The sequence below is a fragment of the Streptomyces sp. Tek67B01 genome, assembly GCF_055231995.1.
This window is the reverse complement of sequence record NZ_JBUYUY010000001.1, coordinates 5,425,147-5,444,889: the sequence shown is the minus strand read 5'-3', so window position 1 is coordinate 5,444,889 and position 19,743 is coordinate 5,425,147. Positions and strand designations below refer to the sequence as shown.

Below are 19,743 nucleotides of genomic sequence, written 5' to 3'. Positions count from 1 at the left end.
CGCTCCGGCGGGTGGCGCGCTCTCACCAGACGCGGACCGAGCCGCCGCGGGCGAAGGCCGGGCTCGTGGCCTCGGGCGGGATCTCGGTCAGCGGCTCGGCGATCTCCGAGACGAGGGGGCCGCACGTGGCGGCCACCGCGTCCAACCGGGGCAGGTCGAAGCCGTAGACGCGGGCCGCGTTGCCGCCGACCATGGCGGCGACCTCCTCCTTCGGAAGGCCCGCGTAGGCGATGCGCAGGCCCTCGCGGGAGAAGGGGGCGGTGCCCTCGTCGTGGGGGTAGTCGCTGCCCCACATGATCTTGTCGAGGCCGATCCGCTCCCTCAGCGGGACCTCGTGGGGGCGCATGAAGCTCGCCCCCACGAAGCAGTTGTCGCGCCAGACCTCGCCGGGGCCCTTGCCCATCGACTCCGCGAGGCCCGCGCCGAACTTGGCCTCGGCGGTGGCGGAGGCTGCGACGAGGCGGGCGTGGTAGTAGTCCAGCATGTCCAGCACGCCCGGTATCCAGCCGGAGCCCTGCTCGGTCAGGACCAGTTTGAGGCCCGGGTGGCGGCGGAAGGCCCCGCCGAAGACCAGGTGCCACAGGGCGCGGTGCGAGAACCAGGTGGTCTCCACCATGAACACCGCCCGGGCGGCCGGCTCGTCGCCCAGGGGCGGGGACGCCGAGCCGCCGTGGTGGTTGACCGGGACGTCGAGTTCGTCGCACACCGCCCAGATCGGGTCGTAGGCCGTGGAGTAGAGCTCCGGGACGCCGGAGCCGGGAGGGGCGCCGGGGAGCAGGACACCTCCCGTCAGGCCGGCCTCCTTCGTGCGACGGATCTCCTCGACCGCCGCCTCGACGTCGTTCAGCAGGATCTGGACCACGCCCGCCCGGCGGCCCGGGGCGTCCGCGCAGAAGTCCGCCAGCCAGCGGTTGTGGGCCCGCAGCCCCGCCCAGCGCAGCGAGAACTCCCCCGCCGTCGGCGGGGGCGCCATCAGGGCCGCGCTCGGGAAGAACGGCGGGATGGTGTTCGGGAAGACGACCTCCGCGACGATGCCGTCCGCTTCGAGCTCGGACAGGCGCCGGGCCGAGTTCCAGTTGCGGTCCGCGCTGTCCGCCAGGAGGTCCTCGTACGGGTTGACGTAGTCGGCGGCCCACGCGTCGAACTCGTCGTGGAACCGCTTCTCCAGGTACGGCTTGTAGTCGAGCAGGTCCGCTCCCGCGTGGCAGTCCGCCGAGATGACCGTGTAGCGGTCCCCCGTCATGACGAGACCCCCAGCGTCGGGAAGTCGTGGCCGGTCAGCCAGTGTCGGCCCACCTCCCGTGAGCCAGCCCAGGAGGCTTCCACCGACGCCTGGTCGGCGCTCTGCCCGAGCTCCGCCGGGGTCGGGCCGATCCGGCGGGCGAGGGGGGCCAGCTTCGCGGTGTCGAAGCCGAAGACGTCGGCCGCCGCGAGGCCCAGCATCCGGCGGGTCTCTCCGACCGGGACGTCGTGGAAGGTCCTGCGCAGCCAGTCGCGGGTTTCGGGCCAGGTGCCCTCGGGGTGCGGGAAGTCGGAGCCCCACAGGATGTTGTCCACGCCGATCTCGTAGCGCTGGGCCAGTTCGCGCCGTTTGGTGTTGGTGGCGCAGATGAAGACCTGGCGGTCCAGGTACTCGCTCGGGGGCCTTTTCAGTTCCGCGAACGGGGAGAGCTTCTTGCCTCCGTGCGCGCCGAGATAGAGCCGGTCCATGAACCACAGTTGGTTGGGCAGCCACCAGCAGCCCGACTCCGCGACGCCGAACCTGAGTCCCGGGTGGCGCTCGAAGACCCCCGACCACAGGAGGAACCACAGGGGGCGGGCCGGCCACCAGGTGACCTCGGAGACGTAGATGCCGAGGTGGTCCCCGTACTCGTGGCGGGGCGCGGCCCCGGAGTGGGTGACGACCGGCATCGAGGTCTCGGCTGCCGCCGCCCAGATCGGGTCGTAGCGGCGGTCGTGGTAGGGCGCCCGGTCCACCCACATGGAGGGGATCATCAGCGCGCCGAGCCCGGACTCCTTCGCCCGGTGGATCTCCGCTACGACCTTCGCCGGCTCGCCGGTGATGGGCAGCAGGGCGACTCCGCAGTGCCGTTCGGGGTGTTCGGAGACGAACTCGGCCAGCCAGCGGTTGTGGGCCTGCGCGCCCGCCATGCCGAGTTCGGGGTCCTGGTCGCCGGAGAGGCCGAGGCCGACGCCGAAGGGGGCGGCGGTCCGGCTGTCGACGGCGTCCGCGTCGGGGAAGACGACTTCGGCGGCGACCCCGTCGCCGTCGAGCTCCTTGAGGCGCTGTCCGACGTCCCAGCCGCCCCGGAGTCCTTCCTCGTGGTCGTGGAACCACTTGTCGGCGAAGGCCTCGTTGCGGACCCCGAGCCGGGTGGCCTCCTCGCGGCGGGCGCCCTGCTGCCCGAGGAACTCGTCGAACCGGGAGTGGAATCGGGAGTCGAGGTAGGGGCGGTAGCGCTCGGTGGGCAGTCCCGCGTGACAGTCGGAGGAAATGATCAGGTACGGGTCTTCGTACGCGTTCACGGCGAGCTCCTCTGCTCCTCAGTCGAGGATGAAGCTTTCGAGGTAGGCGGGGTTGGCGCGGTCGAGCATCGACCGCGAACGGGCGCGGATCTGCCGGTCGCTGTGCTCGCTCTGCGGGAGCATCCAGAACCGGTCGGCGCGGATGCCGTCGACCACGTGCGCCGCGACCTCCTCGACGGGGGTGAACCGCACCTCGTGGCCGGCCTGCTTCATCGCGGCCTCGTACTGGTCGAGGCTGCGGTACGGGGTCTTGCGCGGCCGCTGTTTCGCGTAGCGCTCGGGCCGGTTGCGGTGCGACTCCCACAGGCCGGTGCGCAGCATGTGCGGTCCGGGGAAGAGGACGGAGGCGCCGACGGCCGCGCCCTCGGCCTTGAGGTGGGCGTAGAGCGACTCGGTCATGGTGACCACGGCGGCTTTGGTGACGGCGTAGACGGAGGCGGTGGGCAGCGGGGCGATGCCGCCGTCGCCGGAGCTGGTGTTGACGACGTGGCCGGGGGCGCCGCCCGCGATCATGCGGGGGACGAAGGCCTGGATGCCGTGGAAGACGCCCCAGACGTTGACGGAGAAGGCCCATTTCCAGTCGTTGGGCTCGTGCTCCCACATCCGGCCCTCGGCGCCGGAGCCGACGCCCGCGTTGTTGCACAGGACGTGGACGGCGCCGAAGGCCTCGTAGGCGGCGTCCGCGAGGGCGATGACCGAGTCGCGTTCGCCGACGTCGACCTGCCGGGCCAGTACGTCGGCGCCGTCGGCCGAGAGTTCGGCAGCCGCCTCGCGCAGGGCGCCCTCCTCGACGTCGGCGAGGACGACCTTCAGTCCCTCGGCTGCGAATCGGCGGGCCATGGCGAGCCCGATGCCGCCGGCCGCGCCGGTGACGACGGCGACCTGTCCCGGTTCGAGGCGCATCTCACACGCTCCCTTCGGGCGGCCCGTCGAGGATCTGGAGCGGGTCGTCGTAGCGCTGGTGGATGTACGGGAGCAGGTCCCGGGCGCTGACGCGTTCGGCGACGCGGCCCTTCTGGTCGGTGGTCTTCTCGCCGATGGTGAGTTCCACGATGCGGCGTACGGGGAGATCGGCCACCGGGTCGAACATCGACTCGCGGAGCACCACGTCGCCGGTGAGGTGCTCCAGCCGGCGGACCTTCTCGTTGCGCGTGCAGTGCACGAGCACCGGGTCGGCTTCGAGGCCCGAGCCCTCGACGCCGGGCAGGAACTTGAAGTAGAAGTCGGTCTTGGTGGTGGGTTCGGGTAGCGGCAGGGCGCCGTCGACGGCTCCGCGCACCTCGACGAAGGCGATGCCGTGGCGGGCGAGTGAGGCCCGTACGACCAGGCCGTCGCGCTCGACGGTGACCTCGCCCAGCTTCTTCGGTTCGCCGAACACCTCCCGGCCGCCGATCAGCGCGCGTTCGTGGGTCATCGGCATGACCAGCGGGTACCAGCCCTCGACGTCGCCGTGGCGGGCGGCGACGGCCACCGAGCCGGCGCCGAGCGGGTAGCCGGGCAGGTCGACCTTGCTGATGTTGGCCCGCACCAGGGGCCGTTCGGCGGGCTTCAGCGGGGGCGGCAGGACCGCCGCGACCACCTCCGGGTCGCTCTCCCAGACCGCGACCACGCCCGTCGACCAGATGTCGGGGAGTCGGGCGCTCTTCTCGCGGGACGCCGCGATCTCGGCGTCCGTGCGCGCTCCGTACCGTACGCGTGCCATGGGTGTACCACCCTTCACTGGGGTCGTCCTCGTCCCGGACCGCACTGGGCTCTGTAACACAGTTACACCGCTGACGATGAAGGGTAAAGACCCGCGACCGGGAGAACTGACGGACCGACAGATCGGTGGCGTACCCATGGCACGAAGCTCGCTGACCCGTGAGGAGGTGCTGGACGCCGCCGTGTCCCTGGTCAGACGGAGCGGCCCGGCGGCGCTCACGATGCGGGGGCTCGCCGCGGCACTCGGTACGGCCGTGACCTCCATCTACTGGCACGTCGGCAACCGGGAATCGCTTCTCGACGCCCTCGTGGAGCGGACCGTGCGGGAGATGGGCGAGATCAGGCCGTCGGGCCGCACCCCGGCCGAGCGGATCGTCTCCGTGGCCCGACTGCTGCGCCGCGAACTGCGCGAGCGGCCGCACCTGATCGCGATGGTGCACGAACGGGGGCTGACCGAGCGGATGTTCCTGCCCGCCCAGCAGGCCCTCGTGCGCGAGGTCCGCGCCGCCGGGCTCCGGGGGGCCCGGGCCGCCGACGCGGTGCGCGCCGTCCAGTTCCAGATCGTCGGCTTCCTGCTCGTGGAGCGCAATCGCGAACGCTCCCCCACCCAGTCCCCCGCCGAGGGCGAGCTCTGGGACCCGGCCGCGGCGCCCGGCGACCCGGCGCTCTCGCGCGCCCTGACCAGGCCGCCCGATCCGGAACGGCTGTTCCTGCTCTCCGTAAGGGCATTGACGCGGGCGCTGCTGGCGCCGGACCCGCCGGGCCCCCGCTGACCCACCGGTTCCGCCGGCCGACCCCCCACCATCGGGACACGGGTGTCAGCGGGGGCCGATATCCTCTGTGACCATGCTCGACGACCGAACGACCGCAGAGACGACGTGGCCGACCGCCTACCCCCAGGGGTACTCGGTCGTCGACGTGGAGACCACCGGGCTCGCGCGCGACGACCGGATAGTCTCCGCCGCCGTCTACCGGCTCGACGCGCAGGGCAACGTGGAAGACCACTGGTACACCCTGGTCAACCCGCGCCGGGACCCCGGGCCCGTGTGGATCCACGGCCTGACCAGCGACATGCTCCAGGACGCCCCGCTCTTCGAGGACATCGCCGAGGAGTTCGCCGGCCGCCTCGCGGACCGGGTGCTGGTCGCGCACAACGCCATCTTCGACTGGCAGATGATCGCCCGGGAGTACGCCCGGGCCGCCGCGGCGGCGCCGGTCCGTCAGCGGTTGTGCACCATCGCGCTGTCGAAGGAGCTGAACCTCCCGCTGCCCAACCACAAGCTGGAGTCCCTGGCCGCGCACTTCGGCGTCGTCCAGCAGCGCGCCCACCACGCGCTCGACGACGCCCGCGTGCTGGCCGAGGCCTTCCGTCCCTCGCTGCACGCCGCCGCCCGGGACGGCGTCCGGCTGCCCCTGCTGGAATGCCGCCCGTTGACGGAGTGGTCGGACTCGCCGGCCGCGCCGCGCGTCGGCTACCAGGGCCCCTTCGGCGCGACGAGCTGGCGGCCCTCCCGAAAGCGGCCGCCGTGCCCGCACCCCAACCCGGGCCGGTTCGAGGACGGCAAGCCGCTCAAGCAGGGCATGCGGATCGCGTTCTCCGGGGACACCTCCGTCGACCGGGACCTCCTGGAGGACCGGGCGGTCGAGGCCGGGCTGCACGTCGCGACGAGTGTGTCGCGGCTCACCAGCCTCCTGGTCACCAACGACCCGGACTCGGCGACGTCGAAGACCGTGAAGGCGAAGTCCTACGGGACGCCCGTGGTCGACGAGGCCGCCTTCACCCAGCTCCTGCGGGATGTGGCTCCGGCAGACGGGTGACCCTCGCGCGACTCGCCACGCGCCCTCTTCCCCGAGCCGCCCGTCCGGTCCCACCCTGTGGCGCATGGCCCGTTGCGAAGTATGCGGAAACGATTACGACCTGGCGTTCTACGTGGAGACCCAGGACGGTGCTCGGCACGTGTTCGACTCCTTCTCCTGCGCCATCCACCGGATGGCGCCCATCTGCGAGCACTGCCGCGTGCAGATCATCGGCCAGGGCGTCGAGGCGGACGGCCACTGGTACTGCGGGGCGCACTGCGCCCGCGCCGAGGGCAAGGCCGGGATCGTCGACAAGGTGGGCAGCGCGGCCGGCGCCTCGTGATGACGCCACCCGGCGACCGGGGCCCGCGCGGGTGGGGGTACCGTCGTGGGCGTGTACCGCTTTGTGCTGACCCGGCAGTGGGTGTGCCTCACCCTCATCACCCTCGCCCTCATCCCCTCGATGATCAAGCTGGGGTTCTGGCAGTACCACCGCCATGAGCACCGGGTCGCGCAGAACGAGCTGATCGCCCGGAACCTGTCCGGGAAGCCGCGCCCGGTGAGCGAGCTCACCTCCCCCGGCCACACCGTCCCGAGGAACGACTACTGGCGCGCGGTCTCCGCCACCGGTACCTACGACTCCGCGCACGAGGTGGTCGTACGGATGCGGACCTCGAACGACGGCAAGGTCGGCTTCCAGGTGGTGACCCCCCTGGTGCTGGACGACGGCCGGGTGGTGCTCGTCAACCGCGGCTGGGTGCCGGGCGGTGAGGACTCCGCCGCGTATCCGCCGGTTCCGGCCGCGCCCACGGGCGAGGTGACGGTCACCGGGCGGCTCAAGGCCGACGAGACGAGCGGCGACAGCGGCATCAAGGACCGCAAAGGCCTGCCGGAGCGCCAGGTGATGCTGGTCAACAGCGCCCAGCAGTCGGCGTACGTGGGCAGGCCCGTGCTCGGCGGCTACCTGGAACTCACCGCGCCGGTCCCGGCGGGCGGCAGCCCGGAGCCGGTCGCCGAGCCCGACCACGACTCGATCGGCCCGCACATGGCGTACGCCGTGCAGTGGTGGCTGTTCGCCGCGGCCGTGCCGGTGGGGTGGGTGATCCTGGTGCGCCGGGAGAAGCGGGACCGCGACGAGGCCGCCGCCAAGGCCGCATCGGAGCCGGCGACCGCCGCGGCGTAGCGTGTCCGGCATGGATCTTGGATTGAAGGACCGTGTCTACATCGTCACCGGGGCCACCCGCGGCCTCGGTCACGCCTCCGCGCGCGAACTGGCCGCCGAGGGCGCGAAGCTGGTCGTCACCGGCCGGGACCAGGAGCGCGCGGACGCCGCCGCCGCCTCACTGGGCCCGGGCGCGGTGGGCGTGGGGGCGGACAACTCCGACCCGGCGGCGGCCGCGCGGCTCGTCGCGACGGCCGTGGAACGCTTCGGCCGCCTCGACGGCATCCTCATCAGCGTCGGCGGCCCGGTTCCGGGCGCGGCGGCCGACAACACCGACGAGCAGTGGACGGCCGCCTTCGAGTCGGTCTTCCTGGGCGCGGTGCGGCTGGCCCGGGCGGCGGCGGCCGAGCTGGGCGAGGGCGGGGTCATCGGCTTCGTGCTGTCGGGCTCGGTCCACGAACCGATCCCCGGCCTGACCATCTCCAACGGCCTGCGCCCGGGGCTCGCCGGTTTCGCCAAGTCCCTGTCGGTGGACCTGGGTCCGCGGGGCATCCGGGTCATCGGGCTGCTGCCCTCGCGCATCGACACGGACCGGGTGCGGGAGCTGGACGGCCTGTCCGGTGACGCGGCGGCCGCGCGCGCGGCGAACGAATCGCGCATCCCGCTGCGGCGCTACGGCACGCCGGAGGAGTTCGGCCGCACGGCGGCGTTCTTCCTCTCCCCGGCGGCGTCGTACCTGACGGGCGTCATGCTCCCCGTCGACGGCGGCGCCCGCCACGGCTTCTGACACCACCACTGACGCCACCGCCGCCCGGGGCCCGGCGCAGGGCCGGACCCGGACGGCCGAAGCCGTCATGTCCGCGGCTCGGCGTGGGGCCGGGCCCTGGGGGCGCGGACACCGCGGGCGGCCGGCGCCGACCGGGCGAAGTGCCCTGCGGCAGCCCGGCCCGGGGCAACGGTCCTGGCGGGGGGCGGGCAGAGGGCCCGGCCCGCGAAACCCGTTCGGGGGCCTCGCGCCGGGCCGCGGGCGGGGCCCCCGTACGGGTGACCGTCAGGTGACCCGGCTCGCGGGGTGGGAGGTCACCGCGAGGCGGGCCTCCGTGGGCAGCGGGGTCAACCCCGTCGAGGCACGGGCGTGCTCCAGGACCGGGCCCGCGAGGGCGGCCAGGGTGTCCGAGGGGACGGCGTGCGGTTCCAGCTCCAGGTGCACCCGCAGGGCGGGCGCGTCCCGCCGACCCCGCAGCGCGACCTTGCATCCGGCGACCCCGTCCAGCGCGCCCACCTCCGCGGCCACCGCCTCCTCCCACGCGCGCCCCCGCAGCAGGGCGTACGCACCGTCCCCGGTGTCCACCGCCACCGTCGACAGCTTCGACCGCCGCAGTTGGGCCAGCAGCCACCACAGCGCCAGCAGGAGGCACAGGGCCAGCCCGCCGAGCACGGCCCACCACCACCAGCCCTCCACGTGCAAGTGGGCACGCCTGGCCCGCGCCGTCAGCAGCGGTGCGTGCCGGCCGGCCGACGGCCACGACCCGGTCAGCACCGACACCCCGATCGCCAGCAGCACCAGCCCGATCAGGGCCATCAGCACCCGGTTCACCACCCCGAGCATCGCGTCACCGTCACCCTTTCCGCTGGACCCGTACCCGCGCCGCCGGCGGGTGGGCGAGTCCGAGTTCCTCGATGCCGACGGCGAGTACCGCCTCCAAGTCGGCCCGTACCTCGTCCAGTTCGCGGAAGTGCGAGGCGGCCCGCACCCTGACCCGGGAGCGGCCCATCCGCACCCGGACCGACCGCACCCCGGGCACCTCCATCGCCCGGTCGCGCAGCACCAGCCCGGCCGCCTTGCGCCCGAGCCCGGCCCGTACCTCCGTGGCCCGCATGGTCAGGAGCCGGCGCATCCCGGGCGTCAGCGCGAGCAGCAGGAGCAACGCCCCGGCCGCCGCCAGGACCGCGCCGGCGATCACGACCTTGGTGTCGGCGGGGGTCTGCCGCTCCAACTGCTCCCTGAGTTCCCGGCGCCAGCGCATGCCGGGGCGGTGGGCCCGTACCGCCGCGATGTCGTAGAGGCACAGCCCCGTCACCGCTAGCACGACCAGTGCGGTCAGCCCCGCCGGGACCCGCCGCGCCGACCAGAAGCGCCGCGCGCGCGGACCCGTCACCGCAGCCGCCGGGCGTGACCGGAGGCGGCCGGGCCGCCCCCGACGGGGCGCAAACGCTCGACGTCGATGGTCACCTCCGGCACGGTCATCTCGGCGCACCGCTCGATCCGCTCCGCCACTTCGCGACGCACGGCCGCGCACTGGGCGGTGAGGTCGGACGGGTACCCGAGCTCCAGGCTCACCCGTACCCGGGCGATGTCGTGGTGCACGGTGACGGTCGCGTGCGGGTGTGCCGGCACGGCACCGGCCTGCGCCAACGCCTCACGGGCCGCCTGCGCCGCGATCTTGGCGACGACCCGGTCGGCGATCCGGATGGATCCCCGTTCGGCGGCCGGTACCTGCGGGGGCGTGGCCCGCGGTGTGCTCGTACCGCTCATCGACGCCTCACCTGCGCCGGCCGTCGCGCGGACGGAACAGGTCGGCGATGTCCAGGTCCCCGTCGAGGAACCGGCCGACGACGAAGCCGATGGCGCCCAGGGCCGCCACCAGCAGGAAGGCCCCGAAGCCGCCGAAGTACCCGGCGAACGCGAGTGCCATGCCGGCCACCAGGCCGACGACCGCCATGCTCATGCGGGGCTCCTTCGGCTACTGGAGACGGGATTCCGGTTCTTCGTCTTCCTCGTCCGGCAGCTTGACGTCGCTGACGGCGATGTTGACCTCGACGACTTCCAGGCTCGTCATCCGTTCGACCGCCGAGATGACGTTCTCCCGGACCGCCCGGGCCACCTCGCGGATCGACACGCCGTAGTCGACGACGATCTCCAGGTCGAGCGCGGTCTGGAGCTCACCGACCTCGGCCTTCACCCCGCGCGACGCGGAGGACTTGGCGCCCCCCGGGACGCGCTCGCGGACGGCGCCGAAGGTACGGGAGAGGCCGGAGCCACTGCCCATGGCATGGACGCCGACCACTTCACGGGCGGCCAGCCCGGCGATCTTCTCGACCACGCCGTCGGCGATGGAGGTGCGGCCCCGGTCGGCGGCGTCCTTGGCCGCCCCTGGCACGAATTCGGTCATCGTGTGTCCCTTCGAGCGTGCGGACTCACGACCACCGTAAGCGCGAAACCCCTCCGCCGCTCTCAGGGCGCGTGCGCGCCCTGAGAGGGACCGGAGGGGTTCGCGGCGGGCCGGAGCGCCCACCCGGGGCGCTCAGTCGGAAAGGCCGGCCAGGTCGCGCAGCCGCCGGGCCTGCGCCGCCCGCTCGGCACCGCGCTGCTCGTCGTACGGGCGCGACACGGCGCCGCGCAGCAGTGCCTTCGTCTCGATGACCGCGTCGCGCGGCGGGGCCAGCAGGGCCGTGGCCAGGTCCTGGACGGCCGCCTCGAGCTCGTCCACCGGGACGACGAGGTTCGCCAGTCCCACCCGTTCGGCCTCTTCGGCATGGACGAAGCGGCCCGTGGCGCAGATTTCGAGCGCCCGGGCGTAACCCACCAGCGAGGTCAGCGGCTGGGTTCCGGTCAGGTCGGGAACCAGGCCCAGGCTGGTCTCGCGCATGGCGAACTGCACGTCGTCCGCGACCACCCGCAGGTCGCACGCGAGCGCGAGTTGGAAGCCGGCACCGATCGCGTGCCCCTGCACGGCGGCGACGGAGATGATGTCGTTGCGCCGCCACCAGGTGAACGCCTCCTGGTACTCGGCGATGGTGCTGTAGAGCAGTTCGTCCGAACCGCGCGCGAGATCGAGGAAGGACGGCTCACCCTCCAACCCCTCGGGCGTGAACGCCTGGCGGTCGAGGCCGGCGGAGAAGGACTTGCCTTCGCCGCGCAGTACGACGACCCGGACGCTCCCCGGCAACGACCGTCCGGCCTCCGCCAAAGCCCGCCAGAGCGCGGGGGACTGAGCGTTTCGCTTGGCCGGATTGGTCAATGTCACCGTGGCGACCGTGTCGTCCACGGTGAGCCGTACGCCGTCCTTGTCGAGCAGAGCCATCTCGGTGCCTCCGGTGTGCAGTCGGCCGGTAATCCCGGCTAAGTGACTGCACAGTAACCACCCGGTCGGACATACAGCCGACCGGGGGCCACCGAAGAACCGTCCGTGACGGCCAGGGTCAGGCCGAGGCCGCCTTCTTGCCGCGGGTCGCGCCGCCGCGACCGCGCAGCACGACTCCGGACTCGCTGAGCATCCGGTGGACGAATCCGTAGGACCGGCCGGTCTCCTCGGCCAGCGCCCGGATACTCGCACCGGAGTCGTACTTCTTCTTCAGGTCTGCCGCGAGCTTGTCGCGCGCGGCGCCGGTTACCCGGCTGCCCTTCTTCAGAGTCTCGGCCACCCGTGCCTCCTCATGGGAAGTGCGCTCTGGACTTCTCATGATCACCCCTCCCCGCGATCCTGGCCACCCATTCAGCAAGGTCGGTACGGCGGCATTTCTCGAGGAGTGGACACGAGAGCGGGACGGAATCTCCCCCGCCGCCGCATGACCTGCGTCACACTGCCACCTCCGCGCAAGGAATTACCAGGTCAGGGGCAGGACGCCGGAAAGTGGACGGGCCCCGGTCGCGTACCCGCGCGGGTACGGCCGGGGCCGTCGTGTCGGTGCGACGGTATGAGACCGCCTCACTCAGATGATGGATCACACGTGAGCCGAATGATCCATAAGCAACTGGATCAACCTCGCGCGGGGCCCGCCGGGGCCCGCCGGGGCCCCTCGGGCTCAGGCCAGCGCCACGAGGTCCCGGTAGTCCGGGCCCCACAGGTCCTCCACGCCGTCCGGCAGCAGGATGATCCGCTCCGGCTCCAGGGCCTCCACCGCGCCCTCGTCGTGCGTGACGAGGATGACGGCGCCCTTGTACGTGCGCAGCGCGCCCAGGATCTCCTCGCGGCTGGCCGGGTCGAGGTTGTTGGTGGGCTCGTCGAGCAGCAGGACGTTGGCGGAGGAGACGACCAGCGTGGCCAGGGCCAGACGGGTCTTCTCACCGCCGGACAGGACGCCCGCCGGCTTGTCCACGTCGTCGCCGGAGAACAGGAAGGAGCCGAGCGTCTTGCGGACGGCGACGAGGTCCAGGTCGGGCGCGGAGGAGCGCATGTTCTCCAGGACCGTGCGCTCCGGGTCGAGCGTCTCGTGCTCCTGGGCGTAGTACCCGAGCTTGAGGCCGTGTCCGGGGATCACGGTGCCCGTGTCCGGCTTCTCGGTGCCCGAGAGCAGCCGCAGCAGGGTGGTCTTGCCGGCGCCGTTGAGACCGAGGATGACGACGCGCGAGCCCTTGTCGATGGCCAGGTCGACGTCGGTGAAGATCTCCAACGAGCCGTACGACTTCGACAGGCCCTCCGCGGTCAGCGGGGTCTTGCCGCAGGGCGCCGGGTCCGGGAAGCGCAGCTTGGCGACCTTGTCGGAGACCCGGACGGCCTCCAGGCCGGACAACAGCCGCTCGGCCCGCTTGGCCATGTTCTGCGCGGCGACCGTCTTGGTCGCCTTGGCGCGCATCTTGTCGGCCTGCGAGTTGAGGGCCGCGGCCTTCTTCTCGGCGTTCTGGCGCTCGCGCTTGCGGCGCTTCTCATCGGCCTCGCGCTGCTGCTGGTACAGCTTCCAGCCCATGTTGTAGACGTCGATCTGGGCACGATTGGCGTCCAGGTAGAACACCTTGTTGACGACGGTCTCGACCAGGTCGACATCGTGGGAGATCACGATGAATCCGCCGCGGTAGTTCTTGAGGTAGTCGCGCAGCCAGACGATCGAGTCGGCGTCGAGGTGGTTGGTGGGCTCGTCGAGGAGCAGGGTGTCGGCGTCCGAGAAGAGGATCCGGGCGAGCTCGACACGGCGGCGCTGACCACCGGAGAGGGTGTGCAGCGGCTGGCCGAGCACCCGGTCGGGCAGACCGAGGGCGGCCGAGATGGTGGCGGCCTCCGCCTCGGCGGCGTACCCGCCCTTGGTCAGGAACTCGGTCTCCTGGCGCTCGTACTGCTTCATCGCCTTGTCGCGGGTGCCCCCGGATCCGGTGGCGATGCGCTCCTCGTTCATGCGCATCTTCTTGATCAGCACATCGAGCCCGCGCGCGGAGAGGATCCGGTCGCGGGCCAGTACGTCGAGGTCACCGGTGCGCGGGTCCTGCGGCAGGTAGCCGACCTCGCCCGAACGGGTGATGGAACCGGCGGCGGGCTGGCCCTCGCCCGCGAGGCACTTGGTGAGGGTGGTCTTGCCCGCTCCGTTGCGGCCGACCAGACCGATGCGGTCGCCCTTGGCGACACGGAAGGAAGCGGACTCGATGAGGACGCGGGCGCCGGCGCGCAGCTCGACGCCGGTTGCGGTGATCACGGAAATACTCCAGGGCGGTGGGGACGGCGGAAGGGGGGCAGGACGCGCGAGGCTTCGACGCCGCTAATCCGCGAGGAGATTTGCCATGAAGACATTCTACCGGGGGGGCGCAACCACTTTTAGGGCCGCCCGGCCGGCTTCCCGTCCCGCCGGCGGGCGTTTGCCGGTCGTCTCCGCGGCCCGGCCGGGGTCCGCGCCCGGTCCTTCGTTCGGCGCACGGATCTCCCGCGACTTCCGGGGCACGTATCAGGGCAAGGACGGTGACGGTCGCCGCGAGTGCGGTCACGTGGGAGCGAGGGCGGTGCGGCATGCAGTTCGACGACGACGCCAATCTGGACACGTCGGAGGTCTCGGACCAGCGCGGCAGCCGCGTCCCGGGCGGCAGGGCCACGATCGGCGGGGGGCTCGTCGGTCTGATCGCCCTGGTCCTGGGGCTGCTGCTGGGGGTGGGTCCGGACCAGCTGGGGCTGTCGGGCGGCAGCCCCCGGCCGGTGACGAGCCCCTCCTCCGCCGCCCAGGTGCAGCAGACCTGCCGGACCGGCCACGACGCCAACACCCGCGAGGACTGCCGGCTCGTCGCCGTGACGAACAGCACGCAGGACTACTGGCGGCAGGAGTTCCAGCGACGCGGCGCCCAATACGTCCCCGCCTCGACGGTCTTCTTCACCGGCCAGGTGGACACCGCCTGCGGCGCGGCCACCTCGGCGGTCGGCCCCTTCTACTGCCCCGGTGACCGGAAGGTCTACCTCGACCTGGGCTTCTTCCAGGAGCTGCGGACGAAGTTCGGCGCGAACGGCGGCCCCTTCGCCCAGGCCTACGTGGTCGCCCACGAGTACGGGCACCACATCCAGAACCTGACGGGCACGCTCCGCAAGTCCCAGGACGGACGGACGGGCGCCGACAGCAGCTCGGTCAGGGTGGAGCTCCAGGCCGACTGTTACGCGGGGGTGTGGGCCCACAACGCGACCAGGACCCCGGACGAGTCCACCGGTCGCCCGCTGATCACCAGCCTCACCGACCAGGACATCCAGGACGGTCTCGACGCCGCGGCGGCGGTGGGCGACGACCGGATCCAGGAGAAGTTCCAGGGGCGGGTCACCCCGGAGACTTGGACGCACGGCTCGGCGCAGCAGCGTCGGCAGTGGTTCTACCAGGGTTACCGGACCGGTGACATGGCCCAGTGCGACACCTTCCGCTGACTGTCGACGAGCCCTGCCATGCTGTGGTGCGGGTCACATGACCGCACGGCCGGTCACAGGACCGCAGATCCGCGCACCCGCACCGCACCGCGCGGCACGCACGCACCGCACCGCACCGCACCGCACCGCACCGCACCGCACCGCACGAGAGGGAGTGATCGTCATGGCAGGGTATCCGTCCATCGTTCCGACGCTGCTCTACCGCGACGCAAAGGCCGCGATCCAGCAGTTGACCGAGGCCTTCGGGTTCACCCAGGTCGCCGTCTACGAAGGGGAGAACGGCACCGTGATGCACGCGGAGCTGTCGTACGGGAACGGCGCGGTGATGCTCGGCAGCAAGGGCCGCGGCGGGGTCTTCGACAAGGCGATGGCGGACGGCGGCCCCGTCGGGGTCTATGTGGTCGTGGACGACGTGGACGCGCACCACCGTCGCGCGGCGGAGCACGGCGTGGAGATCGTGATGGAGCCGACCGACCAGGACTACGGCTCGCGGGACTACATGGCCCGCGACGCCGAGGGCAACATCTGGAGCTTCGGGACGTACGCGCCGCAGGTCTGACGCCGGCGCAGCGTACGTTCCCCGAGCCCGCTCGGTGCTACGCCCCGCCGGTGTGGACCTGGAACGCGGCCCGACGGACCGCCTTGGCCAGGGCCGGGTCCGGGTGGGCGGCGGCCAGCGCGACCAGGACCTGGACGGTGCGGGGGTGGCCGACCGCGCGGACCTCGTCCAGCAGCCGGGGCACGGTGGTGCGCACGGCCGAGTCCAGGTGGCGGGCGAGCAGTTCCGCCTCGCCGTGGTCCGCGATGGCCGCGGCGGTGTCCACCCAGAGCCAGGTGGACTCCTCGGCGGTGAGGACGCCTTGCGCCTCGTCGGGGTCCACCCCGTCGTGCTCGGCGAGCCAGAGCAGGGCGTAGGGCCGCAGCGCCGGATCGCGCACGGCCGCGCGTACGTCGGGTTCGGCGGGGGCGCCGACCACGCGCAGCGCCTCGAAGGCGAGGCCGCGCAGCAGGGCGTCCTCCCCGCGGGCGGCCTGGAGCAGTTCGCTGACGGCGTGTCCGACGGGCCGGGCGGCGAGCCAGGCCCGGTACTCGGCGCGGGCGGGGCCCGGGGTGAGTCGGGCGCAGCCGCGCAGCATGGCGGCGGCGGACTGTTCGATGTTGCCCGCCGGGCTCTGCGCGGCCACGCAGATCTGCTCCAGCTTGACCCAGACGGCCCAGCTGCCGAGCGGGGTGAGGGCGGCCCGGGCGGGTCCGAGGGTGACGGCGTCGACGGCGGCGAGGCCGCCGAGCGCCCAGCGCAGCAGGCGGGCGAGGGGGACGGGCGGCGCGGTCGCCTGAGCGGTGACCGCCGTGGCCACGGGGCCGTCGTGCGCGGAGGCACCCGCGGTCGAGGGGTCCATGGCGGAGGGGTCCGCGGCTGAGGAGTCCGCGGCTGAGGCGGCGTACGGGACCTCGCAGCGCTCGTCGCGCAGTTCGGTCACCCGCTGGCCGAGCAGGTCCAGCAGGTCCGGGACGGTCACCGGACCCGCGGACAGCTGGAGCAGGGACAGGAGTTGGGGCATGGCCTCGACGACTTCGGCCACGGCCGCGGGGGCGATGTCGGCGGGGGCCGGGTGGACGAGCGACCAGGCGTCGAACAGGGCGACCCAGCCGCGCAGGACCGCGGTGTCGTCGCGGTCCCAGGCGCGCAGGCGCCAGCCGGGCCGGGCGTGGCCGCCGTGCACCTCGACCAGGCCGGAGAGGCGGGCCCGGTCCCAGCCGACCCGGATCTGGCCGTGGGTCAGGCGCAGGTCCTCCGCGGCCCGTTCGACATCGGTGGCGGGCAGCGCGCCCGCCGGGGCGGGCCTGCCCCCGTCCCCGGCCCCGAGGTGCCGCTCGGCCCAGCGGGCCAGCCGTACCGCGTCGGCCAGTGAGGCTCGGGCCCGGTTCGCCAGGTCGGCCGTCGCGGGGGTGCCCGCCGGGGGCCGGGGGGTGGTTCGCGTCCGCCGGTCGGTCACCGCCTTGCGGGCCGCGGCGACGGAGCGCGGGGAGACGAGTCGGAGTCTGGAGTCGCGAGCCAACTGCTCATCAGGCTTTCGGGACGTCACGGAAGCAGTCTCGCCCGTCACTGGCCGAAAGCCCAAACGGAACGGGCCGTTTCCACGGATCATCGAGCGTGCATACCGGGACAAGACCACCACGTCCCCCCGTCTGCCACAGGGCTTTCACATAAGAGGGGTCAAAAAGCGGCGCAGGGTCTCCTCGTAGTCCTCCGGGGCCGCGTTCCACATCGCGCCGTGCGGTGCGTCCCGGACCGCCTTCAAGGTGACGAGGTCGGGGCGGGCATCGGCGAGCCGGCGGGCGGGTCCCCAGGGGGCGATGGTGTCGTCGGGCCCGTGGAAGATCAGGACGGGCATCCGCAGCGCGCCGGGGTCCGCGCCCGGGGGACGCCGGTCGACGCGCAGACCCGCACGGCCTTCGGCGGCCCGGACCACGAACGGCATCAGCGGCGCCGGGGTGCGTCGGGCCGCGGCCAGGGCGCGCAGGGTGGTGTGCCAGTCGAGCACCGGGGAGTCCAGCACCAGACCGGAGATCCGGCCGGCCAGGGCCGAGCGCTCGGCAGCGTGCAGGGCCATGGTGGCGCCGGTGGACCAGCCGTACAGGATGACGCGGCGGGCGCCGTAGCGCAGGGCGTAGCGGATGGCGGCGTCCACGTCGCGCCACTCCGACTCGCCGAGGTGACCGAGACCGTCCGGGGAACGGGGAGCGCCCAGGTCGCCGCGGTAGGCGAGGTCGAGGACCGGCAGCCCGTGGCGGTGCAGGAGCGGCATGACGACCATCGGGTGCTCGCGGGTGCCGCCGAGTCCGTGCACGGTGATGACCCAGGTGTCGCGGGCCGCCGGGACGAACCAGGCGGGCAGCGGGCCGAGCTCGCCGGGGACGTCGACGTCGGCGTGGTCGAGCCCGAGGGCCGCGCGCGGGTTGCCGAGGTGGACCTGGGGCGTGAGGGCGACCCGGGTACCGGGGTCGAGGCTGCCGTGGGTGACGGCGAGGAGGCGGCGTACGACGGTGTCGGGGCCGTGCGGGACATCGGCGAGGACCGGGCCGACCACCGCGTGCACGCCCGGGGCGTCCAGGCCGTACGTGCCGGGGCGCAGCGAGGCGAGCGAGCGGGTCAGCGCGACCCGGCCGGCCGCGGTGGAGTGGACGGTGAGTCGGGGGCCGCCGGGCAGGGGTCGCCCGGGTTCGGGGCGGAGGGCCGCGTCGGCGGCGTACCGGCCGGCCGCGACGACGGCCGCGCCGGCACCGATCAAGGTCGCGGTGACGGCCGCTGCCGTCGCTGTGGCGGTACGCACCGCTCCAGTGTCCAGGCGCGACGGTGTGGAGGCCACCGGAGTAAGTCATTCCGCAACCGCCGGACAACGGTGGGTAACGTCGGGTAACACTTCCGGCCCGCCGCCGGCGACCGTGATCTGGGTCTCGTCGGGAGGGGCGCGAGGAGCCACCGGGACGCCCGGAAACGCCTGCCCGTGAGAGCCGATCACCCGCCGTGACGTGCCTTTTTCGTTGGATCTGGGGCCGAACCGGGAGGAAGGCCCCGATCGCGCCCGGAGCCGCGACACCACCCGACCTCCCCCAGTTCATCTTCCGTTCACTCAGGTTGCTTACGGTCGCCGAGCCACTGACGCCAAACAGAAGCCTGGGTAAATGGAGCACATAACGCTTCTCCTCGGGATCGTGATCATCACCGCTCTCGTGTTCGACTTCACGAACGGTTTCCACGACACAGCCAACGCGATGGCGACCACCATCTCGACCGGCGCTCTCAAGCCCAAGACGGCGGTGGCCATGTCCGCCGTGCTCAACCTCGTCGGCGCGTTCATGTCCGTGGAGGTCGCCAAGACGATCTCCAAGGGCCTGGTCAACGAGCAGGGCATCCAGCCTGAAGTGATCTTCGCCGCCCTGGTCGGCGCGATCCTCTGGAACCTCGTCACCTGGCTGGTCGGGCTTCCCTCCAGCTCCTCCCACGCCCTGATGGGCGGCCTGATCGGCGCCGCGGTGGCCTCGGCCGGCCTCGGCGCGGTCAACGGCAGCGTTGTCGTCACCAAGGTGCTCATCCCCGCCGTCGCCGCTCCCATCGTGGCCGGTGTGGCCGCGATGCTCGCCGCGCGGCTCACGTACAAGCTCGGTGGCAAGGTCGGCGGCAAGACCGCCACCAAGGGGTACCGCGCCGGTCAGATCGCCTCGGCCGGTCTCGTCTCCCTCGCCCACGGCACCAACGACGCCCAGAAGACGATGGGCATCATCACGCTCGCGCTCGTCGCGGGCGGCGCCCTGGACTCCGGTGCGAACCCGCCGGTCTGGGTCATCGTCTCCGCCGGCATGGCCATCGCGATGGGTACCTACCTGGGCGGCTGGCGCATCATCCGCACCATGGGCAGCGGTCTGACCGACCTCCACCCGCAGCAGGGCTTCGCCGCCCAGACCTCGGCCGCGAGCGTCATCCTGGCCTCCTCCACCCTCGGCTTCTCCCTCTCCACCACCCACGCCTGCTCCGGCGCGGTCATGGGCGCGGGTCTGGGCCGCAAGGGCGGTGTGGTCCGCTGGTCCACCGCCACCCGCATGTTCATCGCGTGGGGCCTGACCCTGCCCGCCGCCGCCCTGGTCGGCGCCGGCGCCGAGATGGTCATGCGCACCGGCAACGTCGGCGTCGCCGCCGTCGTGGTCTTCCTGGTCGCCTCCTGCGCCGCGATCTGGTTCATCTCGCGCCGCCAGGTCGTCGACCACCACAACGTCACGGAGGCCGAGTCGGCCGAGGCTCCCGGCGTCGTCACCACGGCCATGGCCGCCGTCACCGTCCCGCCGATCGCCGCCGCCGGTACCACCGCCGCGGTGACCGACGAGGACCTCAAGGCCACCATCCCGGCGGCCGCCCCGGCACCCGTGGCTCCGGCCGCGGCGGTCTGACCCCGA

The 19,743-nt window shown here is 72.8% G+C and carries 22 protein-coding genes; 8 read left to right on the top strand and 14 right to left on the bottom strand.

The window, feature by feature from the left end; all coding sequences use genetic code 11:
* Positions 1-22: 22 nt before the first annotated feature.
* The 4 genes from ACV7NM_RS24475 to ACV7NM_RS24460 are packed head-to-tail and all read right to left on the bottom strand — an operon-like array spanning position 23 to position 4,228.
* The gene (locus tag ACV7NM_RS24475; RefSeq protein WP_463412287.1) at positions 23-1,243 is read right to left on the bottom strand and encodes an amidohydrolase family protein; all 1,221 of its coding nucleotides are present in this window, start codon (positions 1,241-1,243) and stop codon (positions 23-25) included.
* Positions 1,240-2,526, bottom strand: a complete 1,287-nt coding sequence (locus ACV7NM_RS24470) for an amidohydrolase family protein (RefSeq protein ID WP_463412286.1) — start codon at positions 2,524-2,526, stop codon at positions 1,240-1,242. The genes ACV7NM_RS24475 and ACV7NM_RS24470 overlap by 4 nt, the downstream gene beginning before the upstream one ends.
* An 18-nt stretch (positions 2,527-2,544) precedes the next feature.
* Positions 2,545-3,429, bottom strand: coding sequence for an SDR family NAD(P)-dependent oxidoreductase (locus tag ACV7NM_RS24465; protein WP_463412285.1), 885 nt, complete (start codon positions 3,427-3,429; stop codon positions 2,545-2,547).
* Position 3,430: 1 nt separating this feature from the next.
* Positions 3,431-4,228 (bottom strand): acetoacetate decarboxylase family protein, encoded by a 798-nt coding sequence (locus ACV7NM_RS24460; RefSeq protein WP_463412284.1) that lies wholly within the window; start codon positions 4,226-4,228, stop codon positions 3,431-3,433.
* A gap of 136 nt (positions 4,229-4,364) precedes the next feature.
* Here ACV7NM_RS24460 and ACV7NM_RS24455 point away from each other — a divergent pair, with 136 nt between their 5' ends.
* From ACV7NM_RS24455 to ACV7NM_RS24435, 5 genes are all read left to right on the top strand, one after another.
* The gene (locus ACV7NM_RS24455) at positions 4,365-5,000 is read left to right on the top strand and encodes a TetR/AcrR family transcriptional regulator (protein ID WP_463412283.1); all 636 of its coding nucleotides are present in this window, start codon (positions 4,365-4,367) and stop codon (positions 4,998-5,000) included.
* A 73-nt stretch (positions 5,001-5,073) separates the two neighbouring features.
* A complete protein-coding gene (locus ACV7NM_RS24450) occupies positions 5,074-6,045 on the top strand; it encodes a DEDDh family exonuclease (protein WP_463412282.1) in 972 nt (323 codons plus the stop codon).
* 64 nt (positions 6,046-6,109) lie between these two features.
* Positions 6,110-6,367, top strand: a complete 258-nt coding sequence (locus ACV7NM_RS24445) for a hypothetical protein (RefSeq protein WP_136216322.1) — start codon at positions 6,110-6,112, stop codon at positions 6,365-6,367.
* A gap of 51 nt (positions 6,368-6,418) precedes the next feature.
* Positions 6,419-7,207 (top strand): SURF1 family cytochrome oxidase biogenesis protein, encoded by a 789-nt coding sequence (locus tag ACV7NM_RS24440; RefSeq protein WP_463412281.1) that lies wholly within the window; start codon positions 6,419-6,421, stop codon positions 7,205-7,207.
* Between the two features lie 10 nt (positions 7,208-7,217).
* Positions 7,218-7,973, top strand: coding sequence for an SDR family oxidoreductase (locus ACV7NM_RS24435; protein ID WP_463412280.1), 756 nt, complete (start codon positions 7,218-7,220; stop codon positions 7,971-7,973).
* 264 nt (positions 7,974-8,237) lie between these two features.
* Here the strand turns inward: ACV7NM_RS24435 and amaP are convergent, their stop codons facing one another.
* The 8 genes from amaP to ACV7NM_RS24395 form a co-directional block, all read right to left on the bottom strand.
* Positions 8,238-8,795, bottom strand: a complete 558-nt coding sequence (gene amaP, locus ACV7NM_RS24430; RefSeq protein ID WP_463412279.1) for an alkaline shock response membrane anchor protein AmaP — start codon at positions 8,793-8,795, stop codon at positions 8,238-8,240.
* A gap of 10 nt (positions 8,796-8,805) precedes the next feature.
* Positions 8,806-9,345: a DUF6286 domain-containing protein gene (locus ACV7NM_RS24425; protein ID WP_463412278.1), complete on the bottom strand. Its 540-nt coding sequence runs from the start codon at positions 9,343-9,345 to the stop codon at positions 8,806-8,808.
* The gene (locus ACV7NM_RS24420; RefSeq protein ID WP_463412277.1) at positions 9,342-9,722 is read right to left on the bottom strand and encodes an Asp23/Gls24 family envelope stress response protein; all 381 of its coding nucleotides are present in this window, start codon (positions 9,720-9,722) and stop codon (positions 9,342-9,344) included. The genes ACV7NM_RS24425 and ACV7NM_RS24420 overlap by 4 nt, the downstream gene beginning before the upstream one ends.
* A gap of 7 nt (positions 9,723-9,729) precedes the next feature.
* Complete coding sequence (locus tag ACV7NM_RS24415; RefSeq protein ID WP_190181939.1) at positions 9,730-9,915, bottom strand: hypothetical protein; 186 nt, start codon at positions 9,913-9,915, stop codon at positions 9,730-9,732.
* A gap of 15 nt (positions 9,916-9,930) precedes the next feature.
* On the bottom strand, positions 9,931-10,359 hold the full coding sequence (locus ACV7NM_RS24410) for an Asp23/Gls24 family envelope stress response protein (protein ID WP_463412276.1): 429 nt from the start codon (positions 10,357-10,359) through the stop codon (positions 9,931-9,933).
* 132 nt (positions 10,360-10,491) lie between these two features.
* Positions 10,492-11,271, bottom strand: coding sequence for an enoyl-CoA hydratase/isomerase family protein (locus tag ACV7NM_RS24405; RefSeq protein ID WP_463412275.1), 780 nt, complete (start codon positions 11,269-11,271; stop codon positions 10,492-10,494).
* A gap of 118 nt (positions 11,272-11,389) precedes the next feature.
* Complete coding sequence (locus ACV7NM_RS24400; RefSeq protein ID WP_005319113.1) at positions 11,390-11,611, bottom strand: helix-turn-helix domain-containing protein; 222 nt, start codon at positions 11,609-11,611, stop codon at positions 11,390-11,392.
* A gap of 381 nt (positions 11,612-11,992) precedes the next feature.
* Positions 11,993-13,591, bottom strand: coding sequence for an ABC-F family ATP-binding cassette domain-containing protein (locus ACV7NM_RS24395; RefSeq protein ID WP_463412274.1), 1,599 nt, complete (start codon positions 13,589-13,591; stop codon positions 11,993-11,995).
* A gap of 308 nt (positions 13,592-13,899) precedes the next feature.
* Here ACV7NM_RS24395 and ypfJ point away from each other — a divergent pair, with 308 nt between their 5' ends.
* Both ypfJ and ACV7NM_RS24385 read left to right on the top strand, forming a co-directional pair.
* Positions 13,900-14,790: a KPN_02809 family neutral zinc metallopeptidase gene (gene ypfJ, locus ACV7NM_RS24390; RefSeq protein ID WP_463412273.1), complete on the top strand. Its 891-nt coding sequence runs from the start codon at positions 13,900-13,902 to the stop codon at positions 14,788-14,790.
* Between the two features lie 163 nt (positions 14,791-14,953).
* Complete coding sequence (locus tag ACV7NM_RS24385) at positions 14,954-15,349, top strand: VOC family protein (protein ID WP_463412272.1); 396 nt, start codon at positions 14,954-14,956, stop codon at positions 15,347-15,349.
* 37 nt (positions 15,350-15,386) lie between these two features.
* On the opposite strand, the gene ACV7NM_RS24380 is transcribed toward ACV7NM_RS24385, so the two are convergent.
* Positions 15,387-16,877, bottom strand: a complete 1,491-nt coding sequence (locus ACV7NM_RS24380) for a hypothetical protein (protein ID WP_463412271.1) — start codon at positions 16,875-16,877, stop codon at positions 15,387-15,389.
* 117 nt (positions 16,878-16,994) lie between these two features.
* Positions 16,995-18,125, bottom strand: coding sequence for an alpha/beta hydrolase family protein (locus tag ACV7NM_RS24375; protein WP_463412270.1), 1,131 nt, complete (start codon positions 18,123-18,125; stop codon positions 16,995-16,997).
* A gap of 352 nt (positions 18,126-18,477) precedes the next feature.
* On the opposite strand from ACV7NM_RS24375, the gene ACV7NM_RS24370 reads away from it, so the two are divergent.
* Positions 18,478-19,737 carry an anion permease gene (locus ACV7NM_RS24370; RefSeq protein ID WP_463412269.1) on the top strand — a complete coding sequence of 420 codons (1,260 nt, stop codon included), beginning with the start codon at positions 18,478-18,480 and terminating at the stop codon, positions 19,735-19,737.
* The last annotated feature ends 6 nt before the right edge of the window (positions 19,738-19,743 follow it).